The sequence below is a fragment of the Nonomuraea harbinensis genome (genome assembly GCF_019396385.1).
Taxonomy (GTDB): domain Bacteria; phylum Actinomycetota; class Actinomycetes; order Streptosporangiales; family Streptosporangiaceae; genus Nonomuraea; species Nonomuraea ferruginea.
In genome coordinates, this window is sequence record NZ_JAHKRN010000035.1 from 40,711 (window position 1) to 53,560 (window position 12,850).

The following is a 12,850-nucleotide window of genomic DNA, read 5'->3' on the forward strand; positions in this document are numbered from 1 at the left end:
CCGATGAAGACGCTGGGCAAGATCGCGCTCGCGGTGCTCGGGCTGCTCGTGGCCGCCGTGTGGCTGGTCATCCTGCGGCTGAAGGACGTGCCGCCGGTCGCGCTCGTCACGTACGGGGCCGTGCTCGTCGCGTTCCTCGGCGGCGTGCTGTGGCCGGGGCGGCTCGGGCGGCGGCGGGCGCTGCTGTTCCTCGGCGTCCCGGCGGGGCTGGGCACGCTGGCCCTGTACTTCGCGGTCGTGTTCTACGTCACCGACGCGCCGGTGCTGCTCGGAGCCGTGGCCGTGGCGTGCCTGCTGGCGGCGCTCGCGGGCGCGGTCCGGCGCGGGCGCGGCGGGGCGGGGCCGTCGAGGCGCGCCCTGCTGACGGGCGGGGCCGGGATCCTGCTGGGCGCGCTGGCCGGGCTGTCCACCGGCCCGGTCGCCCGCCACCGGAGCGAGATCGAGGCCAGGTGGCGGCGCGAGACGCAGGCGGCGCTGCGCGCGCCCGGGGCGCGGCGGCCCGTCGCCGACGGCCGGGTGCGGGTGTTCCCGCTGCACGTCGGCGACACGGTCGTGCCGTACGGCCAGTTCTACGGCGGGCTCGACGGGTGGGAGGGGCTTCCCGGTTACGTCCGCACGCTGGTGGACAAGGCGCAGATCACGGTGCCGGTCCACGCGTACCTGATCGATCACCCGCGACACGGGCTGATGCTGGTCGACACGGGCGTCAACGGGGCGCAGGCCCACGATCATGACGGGTACTATCGGCACAACCTCGCCTCGCGCCTGCTGACCGAGCGGAACGAATACCAGCTGACCCCCGAGCAGGACCTGCGGGTGCGGGTGGCCCGCCTCGGCTACGACCTCAAGGACGTCACCACCGTGTTCCTCACCCACGTGCACGAGGACCACGCCGGCGGTCTCCGTCACCTGGCGCACGCCCGCGTCGTGCTGGACCGCCGCGACTGGGAGCAGGGCACGCTCTACGCGCACACGTTCGGGGAGGTCCGGGACGCCCTGGTGTTCCCCGCGTACGGGTCCGGGCCCTTCCACGCCTTCCCCGAGAGCCACGACCACTTCGGCGACGGCAGCGTCGTCCTGCTGCCCACGCCCGGCCACTCGCCCGGCCACCTGTGCGTGGCGCTGCGCATGGACGGCGGCACCGCGCTGTTCCTGGGCGACACCCTCTACACGCTGCCGCACCTGGCGGTCGGCCAGGTGCGGCAGATGACGGTCGGCGGGCAGGCCACCGCCGACCAGCTGGAGGCCGCCGAGCGGGTGCGGCGCACGCTGGCCGCCGACCCCGCCATGGCGCCGCTGTTCGCGCACGACAACACGGCCTACCAGACTGAAGCGGTCGCCACGGCCTTCCGCGAAGGGCTGCCGGAAGCGGACGGGTTCCGGCGGCTGCGCGACCACCTCGGCGGCGTGCTCACCGCCGACTGGCGGCTGCGGCCGGGGCACGCCCCGGCCTTCGCGCCGGGCGAGGGCGTCGGGCGGGTGGAGTTCCGGTGACGGGCGGCGGGCGTCCCCGCGGCAGGCCGCGCGACCCGGGGGCCGACGACCTGATCATGAAGGCGGCGCTGGAGCTGTTCGCCGAGCGCGGCCTGGAGGGCGCGAACTTCGAGCAGATCGCCAAGCGCGCCGGCGTGGCCAAGGTGACCGTCTACCGGCGCTGGTCGTCCAAGGAGGAACTGCTCGTCCAGGCGATCGAACGGGCCCGCACGGTCGCGCCCGAGGAGGAGATCTGGGCCGGCGCCGACGTCCCCGAGCAGGACGGGCGGCTGATGGACTCGTGGGCGACCACGTTCGGCGACGCCCGCTTCCGCGCCGTGCTGGCCCAGCTCATCGGGTCGAGCGTGACCCATCCTTCGCTGCTGGAGACGTACCGCGAGACCTACATCGAGCCGCGGCGGCGGCTCGTCCTGGAGACGCTGGAGCGCGCCCGGCGCGACGGGCGGCTGGCCGCCGGCGCCGACGTGGAGGCGGCCGTCGACATGGTGGTGGGCGCGGCCATGTACCGCATGCTCGTCGGCCCCCGCGACGACGACACCCGCCGCTACCTGGAGCGCGTCATCCGCCAGGCCGGCCTGTCGCCCGGGGATCAGTAGCGGCGGCGCCCGCCGAACGTCTTTCCGAGACGGAAGCCGCCCGGCAGGCGGAGGGTGACGTGACGGCGGCCGTCCGGCGAGGTGGACACGCGGATGCGGCGGTTGCCGACGCTGTGCCCGACGCCGCGCCGCGACAGGTTCACCCGGAAGGGTCCCACCTTGATCGACTTACGGTAGTGCCAGCCCATGTCTCTCCTCCGGCTCCGGATCGTCTATCGGGAAGAACGACCGGGGAGCCGGTGAGGGTTCCCGTCAGTCGGCCACCGGGAGCCAGACGCGCATGGTGGCGGGGCCGCGGTTGCCCCAGCGGTGGTACGGGATCAGCCGCAGCGTCGCCGCCGGGCCGCCGTTCCATCCGTGGGGGCGGTCGCGGTACGGCCACGGCCCCGCCGGGGAGGCGCCGAGCACCGCCTCGGTCTCCAGCTCGACCACCTCGCCGCGGGCGTGCTCGGACAGCGGGGCGCCCGGCCGGACGGCCACCTCGGCGAGCGGCGGCTCGTCCCCGACGGACTCGGCGCAGTACACCAGCGGCCCCCGTTCGACGGTGACGCAGCCGCGCAGGGCGTCGATCCGCCGGTCGGGGTAGGTCCAGCGGGGTTCCATCGGCAGCTCCAGCACGAGCGCGTCACCGGCCCGCCACTCCCTCTCCACGTCCGCGTACCCGGGCGCGACCGCGCGGGTCTCCCGGGTGTCCGGGGAGGCGGCGGCCTCCTGGTACGCGAGCGTCGCCGAGGAAGCCCAGGCCGGGACGCGCAGCGAGATCCGGCCCGCCCCGCCCTCCAGCACCCGTACGGTCACCGTGCCGTCCCACGGATAGCCGGTCTCCACCCGCAGCCGCAGGTCACCGTGGCTGATCTCGCCCGGCGTGTACTGGTGGATCCGCACCCCGTCCGCGCCGGACGTCGCCAGGTAGGCGGGCAGCGAGGCCAGCGTGCGGGCGACGTTGTTGGGGCAGCAGGACACGTCGAACCAGGGAGAGCGCAGCCCGCCCTCGGCGGCGTGGTTGACGCCGTCGTGCGGCACCGCGGGCACCCGCACCTGCAGGGGGTTGGCGTAGAAGAACGACCGGCCGTCCAGCGCGACGCCGGTGGCGAGCATGTTGTACAGCGTCCGCTCGGTCAGGTCGGCGTAGCGGACGTCGCCGGTGGCCAGCAGCAGCCGGTGCGCCAGCATGATCGAGGCGATGCTCGCGCAGGTCTCGTTGTAGGCCCGGTCCGGCGGCAGCTCGTAGTCCTCGCCGAACGACTCGTCCTGGTGCCGCGACCCCATGCCGCCGGTCAGGTGGGTGCGGCGGGCGACCGTACGCTCCCACTGCGCCTCGACGGCCTTCAGCAACTCCTCGTCGCCGGTCTCGACGGCCACGTCCACCACGCCCGAGGCCAGGTAGAGCGCCCGCACGACGTGCCCGCGGAACACCTGCGCCTGCCGGACCGGCACGTCGTCCTGGAAGTAGCCGCGGCCGAACGGGATGTCGGCGAGCGCGGGCAGGCCGCGCCGCTCCACGAAGCGCCGGGCCATCTCCAGGTAGCGCTCGACCCCGGTCACCCGGTAGAGCTCGACGAGCGCCATCTCGATCACGGGGTGCCCGCAGGTCTCCGTGCCCTCCATGAACCGGCGGCAGACGTGGTCGGCGGCCCGCGTCGCCACCCGCGTCAGCCGGTCCTCGCCGTGCATGCGCAGCCGGGCGACGCCGGCCTGGATGAGGTGGCCGTAGCAGTAGAGCTCGTGGCCCCACTCCAGATCGGTGTAGCGGCTGCCCGACCAGCGGGTGTTGATGTAGCCGTCGCCTTCCTGGACCCTGGCCACGGTCTCGGCCAGCTCGGGCAGGTCCGGATGGTCCGCCCAGGCCATGGCCTCCAGCAGCTTGTAGATCTCCGAGTCGCTGAACTCCCGGCCCCGCCGCGGGCCTTCGCCGCGGAAGTTGCCGATCCAGCCTTCGCGTTCCTCCCACTCCCTGCAGTGCGCGATGGTGACCTCGCGGTTGAGCGCCACCCGGTCGCCCCAGAAACCGGGCGAGATCCGTACCGCGTCGAGGCCGAGGGGAGACAGCACGCCCGAGGAGGGCAGGACAGGGTTAGCCACGCAGAGCTCCTGACATGAATCCGCGCACGTAGTGGCGCTGCAGCACGATGAACAGGATGAGACAGGGGACGGCCATGACCATGACGCCGGCCTGGAGCATGCCGTAGTCGATCGCGCCCATGGTGCGCGAGGTCATGCTGACCACGGCCACCGGCAGGGTGAACGAGGCGCCGTCGTTGAGCAGGATGAGCGGCGCGAAGAAGTCGTTCCACGAGGCGAGGAACGCGAACAGGCCCACGGTGATCAGCGCCGGCCGCACGGCGTGCAGCAGGATCCTGGTGAACGCCAGGAACGTGCCGCACCCGTCCACCAGCGCCGCCTCCTCCAACTCGCGCGGGATCGCCTCGAACGCGTTGCGCATCATGAACAGCGCGAACGGGAGCTGGAACATGACGAACACCAGCGAGAGCCCGACCAGCGAGTTCTGCAGCCCGAGATAGCCGAGCAGCACGTACAGCGGGATGAGGATCGTCGCGTACGGCACCATGAGGATGGCCAGCGTGGCCAGGAACAGGAGGTTCTTGCCGGGGAAGTCGAAGCGGGCGAAGGCGTAGCCGCCCAGCGCCGACACGACCAGCGTGCCGCCGACGGTCATGACGGCGACGAGCACGCTGTTGGCGGCGTAGGTGCCGACGCCCTCGCCGTAGGCGGCCATCTCGACGTAGTTGGACGGTTCCTCCAGCGAGGCGTAGCCGCTCCACAGCAGCGGGAACAGGAACAGCACCGCCAGCGCCGACAAGGTCGTGTAGTACCTCATCTGAGCCTCCGCATCATCAGGACGTTCAGCCCGACCAGCGCGACCAGCAGCACCACCGACATGGCCGCGGCGCCGCCGAGGTCGAAGCGGAAGAACGCGGCGCGGTAGATCACCATCACCATCGACACCGTGCTGTTGTCCGGGCCGCCGTTGGTGAAGATGAAGAACTGGTCGAAGGCGAGCAGGGAGCCGGTGATGCTGAGGATCAGCATCAGCGCGAGCGTCGGGCGCAGCAGCGGCAGCGTGATGCGGGTGAAGATCTGCCACCGGTTGGCGCCGTCGCTCCTGGCCGCCTCGTACACCTCGGTCGGGATCGCCTGCAGGCCGGTCAGCAGGATCAGCATGTTGAACCCGGCGAAGCGCCACAGCACCAGCGCGATCGTGGAGAACAGCGCCATGTTCGGGGTGCCGGTCCACTTGACGGGCTCGTCGGTGACGCCCAGCGCGCGCAGCATCGGGTCGATCGGGCCGAAGTCGGCGTTCAGCATGCCGTAGAACAGCAGCGAGGTGGCGGCGAAGCCGACCGCGCCCGGCAGGAAGAACGCGGTGCGGAAGAACCCGACCCCCGGCCTGCTCTCCTGCACGAGCAGCGCCAGGCCGAGCGCGACCGCCGACAGCAGCACCGTGATGATCACGGTGTACTTGAGCGTGAAGAAGACCGAGTCCACGAAGAGCGCGTTGTCGGCGATCTTCGTGTAGTTGTCCGGCGCGTTGAACGTCGCCTGTCCCAGCAGGGGCCAGCGGTTCAGCGACATCCACAGCACCAGCAGCAGCGGCGCGATGAACAGGACGGCCACGATGACGGCGGTGGGCATGGCGTACAGCCAGCCCTGGGCCTTGCGGCCGCGCCACCATGAGACGGGCGGCGCGCCGTGCCCCGCCCGTCCCCTGGGCCTGCGGACGGTCAACGTCATTGCTGCAGGGACTTCGTGACCTCGGCGTTCAGCTCGCCCGCCTTGGCGGCGTCACCGAACACCGCCTCGCGGGCCAGCCGCAGCCACGGCCCCTGCGGGTCGTTGAACGTCTGCCCGAAACGCAGCGCGTACGGCGTCTCGCCCTTGCCGACCAGCGAGTTGATCAGCACCACGCGCGGGTCCTCGGCCGAGTACTTGTTGTCGGCCAGGTCGGTACGCGCGACCACGTCCTTGTTCTTGGCCATGACCTCGACCTGCGCCTCGTCCGAGACGGTCCAGGACAGGAACTCCCAGGCCGCGTCGGCGTTCTGCGAGGTGGAGGAGATGCCGATCGAGTCGCCGCCGACGAAGGTGGACTCGCCGCCGTCGGGGCCGGCGATCGCGGTGACGCCGATCTTCATGTCCGCCGGCATCATGCCGAGCGTGGTCGAGGGCATCGGCATGACGCCGATCTCGCCCTTCGGGAAGAAGCCGGTCCAGGTCGGGCCCTGCTCCTCCTTGGTGGTGGGGCCGGTGGCGCCCTTCTCGTGCAGCTCGCGGTAGATCTTGAAGACGTCGGTCATCGCCGGCTGGTCGTTGAGCGACTCGGTGCCCTCCGCGTTCATCACCTGGGCGCCGGCCGCCCAGACCGAGGGCCAGAAGGTGAACACGTAGCAGCCGCCGCAGTTGCCGCCGAAGAACGTGCCGTGCACCTTGCCGTCCTTGCCGAGCTTCTCCTGGACGGTGGTGGCGTGCTGGGCGAACTCCTTGAGCGTCTTCGGCCCCTGCTCGGGGTCCAGCCCGGCCTTCTCGTACAGGTCCTTGTTCCAGAACCAGACCGACAGGTCGAGCGTGTGCGGCAGCGTGTACTGGCGGCCGTCCTGGGTGCCGAGCTTCATGTGGGACGGGGCCAGGCCGTCCTTGAACGGCAGGGCGGCGATCCGGTCGGTGATGTCCAGGAACAGGCCCTGCGAGGTGTAGTTCGGCACGAAGATGACGTCGGCGGCGAACACGTCGGGCAGCTGCTTGGCGCCCGCGGCGGCGGCGATGCGCGGCTGGTAGTTGTCCGTCGGGATGACCGTCAGCTTCACCTGGTTCTTGTGGCTGCTGTTGTACGCCTTGACCAGCCGCTCGCTCTGCGCCTGGGTGGCGGCTCTGGTCCACATGGTGATCGTCACGGGCTCGTCGGCGGGCTGCTGCCCGCCTCCGCCTCCACCCCCGCCACAGGCGGCGGTGAGCGTTAACAACGCGAGGGTGGCTATTCCGGCCAGCCGTCGTCTCATGGTGACTCCTTCGGTCCCCGCGGACTAAAAGGTTTTCGGAAACGTAGAAGAAACCTCAGGCCATGTCAACGGTGTTAGGGTCTTCTCTAGCTGATCGGTGAGAGAAAAGGGTTTCGAGAGATGGCGGTTAGGCGGGCGACCATCAACGATGTGGCCTCGCTGGCGGGGGTGTCGGTCGCCACGGCGTCCAAGGCGCTCAACGGGCGGCAGGACGTGCGGGCCTCCACCCGGCAGCGGGTGCTGGCGGCCGCGGAGGAGCTGGCGTTCCAGCCGAGCCCGCTCGCGCGCGGGCTGTTGTCCGGGCAGACCCGCACGGTGGGGCTGCTGACCTCCGACAGCGCCGGCCGGTTCAGCATCCCGGTGCTGCTCGGCGCGGAGGACGCGTTCGGCGCGGGGGAGATGGCGGTGCTGCTGTGCGACGCCCGCGGCGACGCGATCAGGGAGCAGCACCACCTGCGGGCGCTGCTGTCGCGGCGCGTCGACGGGCTGATCGTGGTGGGGGAGAGCACCGACCCGCGGCCCTCGGTGAGCAAGGACCTGCCGGTGCCGGTCGTGTACGCGTACGGGCCGTCGGAGGATCCGTCGGACGTCTCGTTCGTGCCCGACGACGTGGGCGGGGCGATGCTCGCGGTGCGCCACCTGCTCGCGCTCGGGCGGCGCCGGATCGCGCACGTCACCGGCCCGGTCGACTACAAGGCCGCGGGCGACCGCGCCGAAGGGCTGGCCGCGGCGCTCGGCGAGGCCGGGGTGGCGCAGGCCGGGGAGACGCTGTGGGGCACGTGGTCGCAGCGGTGGGGGCGGCACGCCGCCGAGATGCTGCTGACGGCGGGCCCCGAGATCGACGCGGTCTTCTGCGGCAGCGACCAGATCGCGGCCGGGTTCGTGGAGGCGGCCCGCGAGCTGGGGCGGCGGGTGCCCGACGACCTCGCGGTGGTCGGCTACGACAACTGGGAGGTGCTGGCCGCCGAGACCCGGCCGCCGCTGACGACCGTCGACCCCAGCCTGGAGCGGCTGGGGCGCACGGCGGCCCAGCACCTGTTCGCGGCGATCGGCGGCAAGGCGACGCCGGGGGTCCACAAGATGGACTGCAAGCTCGTCATCAGAGACTCCACCGCCCGGTTCACCGGTCCCCGCTCAGCCTGATGAAGGTGACCGAGTGGGCCGGGAAGTCGTACGCGAACGAGCGGGAGAAGCCCGTCACCCGTTGCTCCACCGGCGCGATCCGGTCCGGGTCGGCGATGGAGTTGACGTCCGAGGGCGAGCCGGTCAGCGAGGTGACCGTGGCCGTCCGCCCGACGCGCGCCCGGCCGAGGTCGACGGTGCCGCGCACGGCGGTGTCCTGCGCGTTGACGGCCTTGATCACCAGGTCGCCGGACTTCGCGTCCTTCGAGACCACCTGGTAGAGCGGCTCCACCACGGCGTGGTCGGTGAACGCGTTCACCTTCTGCCCGTCCAGCCAGAGCGTGATCTGCCGGCCGGACACCTCGACCTTCAACCGGTAGTCGCGCCCGGTCTCGATCGTGGTGGCGGAGGTCGCGATCGACGCCTTGGCGCCGTTGACCGCCTTCTCCACCGCCGACTGGGTGTTGTTCCAGCCGCCGAGGTTCCACCAGTAGAAGTTTCCGCTGTCGCGGACCCCGAACATCACCAGGAAGCCCTCCGCCCCGCCGATTTTGCGGGCGGTCAGCTCCATCGTGTAGTTCGACCAGTCCGCCGACCCGGCGGTGGACCGGGCGTCCTCCACGAGCGCCGTCTGCGCGTACGCCCCATCTTGGACGGCCCAGGTGCCGGCGCCGGGCCGCCACCGGGCGGAGCCCTCGGCGAAGTCGTCCTCCAGCAGGACGGTCCCGTCCGCCGCCGTGACCTTGACGTCGTCGTACTGGACCGAGGTGTTCCAGGAGCCCAGCCCGACCGCGCCGGAGATGTCCTCGACCGGCCGGTTCGTGCCCTCGAACGTGCTCGGCAGCACGGTGTCGCCGACGTTCGTGGAGAACAGCTTCTGCACGTGGTAGCTGGGCGACCCGTACGCCTCGTCGTTGTCGAACCAGATGAGGTCCGGCGTCCAGTCCACGTAGTCGACGTTGGCCAGCAGCGGCGCGTACGCGGCCAGCTCCACCACGTCGGCGTTGCGCTCGATGCCGGTCAGGTAGGACGCCTCGGACAGCGCGTTGAAGAACGTGTTGCCGCGCGAGGCGTACTCGCCGACGAACACCTTCGGCCCCTCGCGGTCGTAGGAGTCGTAGCGCCGGTTGTTGGTCAGGAACCAGTCGGGGTTGTTGTAGTAGTGCTCGTCGACGAGGTCGGCCTTCTGGTCGCGGGCGAACTGCCACATCCGGTCGAACCAGGCGCCCTGCGAGGTCTGCCCTGCGTTACTGATGATCTTTATATCCGGATATTTCGCCTTTATCGCGTTCGCGAACTTCGGGTAGTTGTCGAAGAACTCCGGATAGATCTCCTCGTTGCCCAGCCCGATGTAGTCCAGCCCGAACGGCTTGGGATGCCCCAGCTCGGCCCGCTTCTTCCCCCAAGGGGAGGTGACCGGCCCGTTGGCGAACTCGATCAGGTCCAGCGTGTCCTGGACCCAGCGGTCCAGCTTGGCCGGGTCGGTCAGCGGCCGGTTCTCGCCGCAGCCGTTCACGCCCACCGACAGCACCGGCAGCGCCTCGGCCCCGAGGTCCTCGGCGAACTGGAAGTACTCGTAGAAGCCGATCCCGTAGCTCTGGTTGTAGCCCCAGAAGTTGAAGTTCGCCGGCCGCTCCTCGACCGGGCCGATCGTCTCCTTCCACTGGTAGATGCGCCGCCGGTCCTGGTTCTCGCTGTACGGGTCGTACGTGCCGACATTGGTCACGCAGCCGCCCGGGAAGCGCAGGAAGCGCGGCTCCAGGTCGGCGATCAGCCGGGCCAGGTCCTCCCGCATGCCGTTCGGCCGGTTCTTGAACGTGTCACGCGGGAACAGCGAGACCATGTCGAGATCGGTCCTGCCCTCCGGGGCCAGCAGCACGAGCCGGCCGGCGTCGGTGGTGCCGGTCGCCCTGAACGAGGTCTCGTACTTGGTCCAGCCGCCCGCCCGCACCTTGACGGCCGCCTTCCCGTACGCGTCCGAACCGCTCTCGACGGTCACCGTCACCGTGCCGGGGGTGTCGCGGCGGGCCCAGAACGACAGGTCGTAGCGCTCGCCCCGCTTCAGCGGCAGACCGGTGTTGAAGCCCGCGTTCAGCACCCCGGCCGGGCCGCCGGTCACCTCCAGGCGCAGGTAGTTGCGGTTGGCCGGGTTGAGCGGCAGCTCGCCGGAGACGGCCGCGGCGGCGGTGCCGCCGCGCTCGACCTCGCTCCACGCGGTCAGGCCGTGGTAGCTCGGCTCGTCGACCCGGTCGAACTCGAACGAGCGGTTCTGCACCAGCTCGGCGTAGAGCCCGCCGTCGGCGGCGTGGTTGATGTCCTCGTAAAAGACCCCGTACAGGTCGCGGCCGACCTTCTTGCCCTTCGCCCCGGTGTCGACGGTCAGCTCGCCGGTGGTGTAGCCCTCGACGCGGAACTTGCCGGCGCCGGCACCGGCCACGAGTCTGCCTCCGCTGACGGCGAGGTGGCGGTCGCCGGAGGTGACCGTGACCTTGCCGCCGCCCGCGTCGGTGAGCTGGAAAGCCGATCCGGTGGCGCCCAGGCGGACCCGGCTGCCCGAGACCTCCAGGTACTTCCCGGTGTCCGCGTCCTTGAGCTGCCCGCCCGGCTCGGCCGTCAGCGCGAGGCTGGTCATCGGAGGTTTCGCCGTCGCCCGCACGGCGCCGGAGGCGTCGGCCGACAGGTACGGGTCCTCGCCCGCGTGCCGGAGCGTGAACGTGCCCTCGGGCACGACCGGCTGACCCGGCGCCGCCCTGACCGCGAAGTAGTCGAAGTCGGCCGCCATCGAGGTGCCGTTCTGCGCGGCCAGCGCGAACAGGCCGACCTGCCTGACGTCGATGTCCGCCGTAACCCTGGAGGCCTCCTTCCAGGCGGCGCCGTCCCAGGTGGACGAGACGAACTCGGCGCCGGTCCTGGTCAGCTTGACGATCTCGGCGGAGGAGCCCGGCCGGGCCGAGAAGGCCGCGGTGAAGGCCGCGCCGACCTCGGTGTCGGTCTCGATCACCTGCCCGCCGGCGGAGCCCACGTGGGCCAGCCCGGTCCGCACGTAGTTGTCCCAGTCCTGCCAGGCCAGGATGCCGGCGCTCTGGAAGTCGAGCGCGACCGGCGCGCGGACGCTCGTGACCACCTCGAAGTCGCCGGCGGGGATGTCCATGAGGAAGAGGTTCCTGGCCGTGTTCGTGCCCTGGTAGGTGTCGCCGGGCAGGGCGTGCACGCGCAGCGAGCCGGGCTGCTCGGTGAGCGACCACCGGCTGTCGTCGCGGGAAAGCACGGTCCAGTCGGGGCCGAGCGCGCCGGCGTCGAACTGGTCGACGGCCGCGCCGTCCGGGACCGGTTCCGCCGCCCGCGCGTGCGCCGGCGCGGTGAGCAGCCCCGCCACGAGCATGACGGCCAAGGCGAGTCGGGTCACATGGAGCTCCTTGGGGGGTGAGATTTGTTAACGCTAACAACCAAGGTTTAGCGTTAACAATAAGCAACAGCGCTTAGTTAAGGGCGCGTCCGGCGACCCGTCAAGAGTCCGCCGCGTAACGCGACCGTAATCGAAACGGTCCTTGACGGACCGGCTTGTTAACGTTCACAGTCGTCCCAAGCCCGAAAGGAGCACGGCCGTGGGAGTTGACCGAGGACGCCGCCCGCCGGTGATGGCGGACGTGGCCAAGGAGGCCGGCGTCTCCCACCAGACGGTCTCGCGCGTCCTCAACGACCATCCCAACGTGCGCACCGAGACCCGGACCCGGGTGCTGGAGGCGATCGACAAGCTGGGCTACCGCCGCAACCTCGTCGCCCGCGCGCTGGTCACCAAGCACTCCAGGACCTTGGGCGTGGTGAGCTTCGACACCACGCTCTACGGGCCGGCCAGCACGGTGTACGGCATCGAGCAGGCGGCCAGGGCGGCCGGTTACTTCATCAGCATCGTCAGCCTCAAGTCCATCGACAAGACCGGCGTCCGCGACGCCCTCGACTACCTGGCCGACCAGGGCGTCGACGGCATCGTGGTGGTCGCGCCGCAGCGGTCGGCCGCCCAGGCGCTGGCCGACCTGCCGCTCGACATCCCGGTGGTCGCGGTCGAGGGCGGCGAGGCCGGCGAGGTGCCGGTCGTCTGCGTGGACCAGGTCGAGGGCGGCAGGCTCGCCACCCAGCACCTGCTGGACCTGGGCCACGAGACCGTCTGGCACGTGCGCGGGCCGGGCGACTGGCTGGAGGCCGAGGGACGGGTCGCCGGCTGGCGGTCCGCGCTCGAACGGGCCGGCCGGGAGGCGCCCGAGCCGCTGGCCGGTGACTGGAGTCCGCGCTCCGGCTACGAGGCCGGGCGCAGCCTGGCCAGCATGGCCGGCGTCACGGCGGTCTTCGTGGCCAACGACCAGATGGCGCTGGGCGTGCTGCGGGCCTTCACGGAGAAGGGGGTGAGAGTGCCCGGCCAGGTGAGCGTCGTCGGCTTCGACGACATCCCCGAGTCGGCGTTCTTCTCGCCCCCGCTCACCACCATCAGGCAGGATTTCGGCGCGGTCGGGCGGCACAGCATCGGGGTGCTGCTGCGGCAGATCGAGGCCGGCGGACCGCAGGCAAGCGGGCGGCTCGTCGTCCCTCCCATGTTCGTCCCCCGCGTCAGCACGGCCGGGCGCTGAG

The 12,850-nt window shown here is 71.2% G+C and carries 10 protein-coding genes; 4 read left to right on the plus strand and 6 right to left on the minus strand.

The genetic code is table 11. The features are described from left to right. Positions 1 to 3 precede the first annotated feature (3 nt). Positions 4 to 1,494, plus strand: a complete 1,491-nt coding sequence (locus KME79_RS29995) for an N-acyl homoserine lactonase family protein (RefSeq protein ID WP_219547812.1) — start codon at positions 4 to 6, stop codon at positions 1,492 to 1,494. After that, positions 1,491 to 2,090, plus strand: a complete 600-nt coding sequence (locus tag KME79_RS30000; RefSeq protein WP_308249101.1) for a TetR/AcrR family transcriptional regulator — start codon at positions 1,491 to 1,493, stop codon at positions 2,088 to 2,090. Before KME79_RS29995 ends, KME79_RS30000 begins: the two co-directional genes overlap by 4 nt. On the opposite strand, the gene KME79_RS30005 is transcribed toward KME79_RS30000, so the two are convergent. From KME79_RS30005 to KME79_RS30025, 5 genes are all read right to left on the minus strand, one after another. Then, complete coding sequence (locus tag KME79_RS30005) at positions 2,084 to 2,278, minus strand: DUF4236 domain-containing protein (RefSeq protein ID WP_148030064.1); 195 nt, start codon at positions 2,276 to 2,278, stop codon at positions 2,084 to 2,086. The two genes, KME79_RS30000 and KME79_RS30005, sit on opposite strands and share 7 nt — an antisense overlap. Before the next feature lie 64 nt (positions 2,279 to 2,342). Then, entirely contained in the window at positions 2,343 to 4,172 is a 1,830-nt protein-coding gene (locus KME79_RS30010; RefSeq protein WP_219547815.1) for a glycoside hydrolase family 127 protein, read from the minus strand. Next, positions 4,165 to 4,929, minus strand: coding sequence for a carbohydrate ABC transporter permease (locus KME79_RS30015; protein WP_148030066.1), 765 nt, complete (start codon positions 4,927 to 4,929; stop codon positions 4,165 to 4,167). The genes KME79_RS30010 and KME79_RS30015 overlap by 8 nt, the downstream gene beginning before the upstream one ends. Then, complete coding sequence (locus KME79_RS30020) at positions 4,926 to 5,843, minus strand: carbohydrate ABC transporter permease (RefSeq protein WP_148030067.1); 918 nt, start codon at positions 5,841 to 5,843, stop codon at positions 4,926 to 4,928. The genes KME79_RS30015 and KME79_RS30020 overlap by 4 nt, the downstream gene beginning before the upstream one ends. Beyond that, a complete protein-coding gene (locus KME79_RS30025; RefSeq protein ID WP_219547817.1) occupies positions 5,840 to 7,105 on the minus strand; it encodes an ABC transporter substrate-binding protein in 1,266 nt (421 codons plus the stop codon). The genes KME79_RS30020 and KME79_RS30025 overlap by 4 nt, the downstream gene beginning before the upstream one ends. Before the next feature lie 120 nt (positions 7,106 to 7,225). On the opposite strand from KME79_RS30025, the gene KME79_RS30030 reads away from it, so the two are divergent. Beyond that, positions 7,226 to 8,248 carry a LacI family DNA-binding transcriptional regulator gene (locus KME79_RS30030; RefSeq protein ID WP_246640662.1) on the plus strand — a complete coding sequence of 341 codons (1,023 nt, stop codon included), beginning with the start codon at positions 7,226 to 7,228 and terminating at the stop codon, positions 8,246 to 8,248. On the opposite strand, the gene KME79_RS30035 is transcribed toward KME79_RS30030, so the two are convergent. After that, the gene (locus KME79_RS30035; protein WP_219547819.1) at positions 8,226 to 11,633 is read right to left on the minus strand and encodes an alpha-L-arabinofuranosidase family protein; all 3,408 of its coding nucleotides are present in this window, start codon (positions 11,631 to 11,633) and stop codon (positions 8,226 to 8,228) included. The two genes, KME79_RS30030 and KME79_RS30035, sit on opposite strands and share 23 nt — an antisense overlap. A 232-nt stretch (positions 11,634 to 11,865) precedes the next feature. Here KME79_RS30035 and KME79_RS30040 point away from each other — a divergent pair, with 232 nt between their 5' ends. Further along, positions 11,866 to 12,849, plus strand: coding sequence for a LacI family DNA-binding transcriptional regulator (locus KME79_RS30040; RefSeq protein ID WP_148034373.1), 984 nt, complete (start codon positions 11,866 to 11,868; stop codon positions 12,847 to 12,849). The last annotated feature ends 1 nt before the right edge of the window (position 12,850 follow it).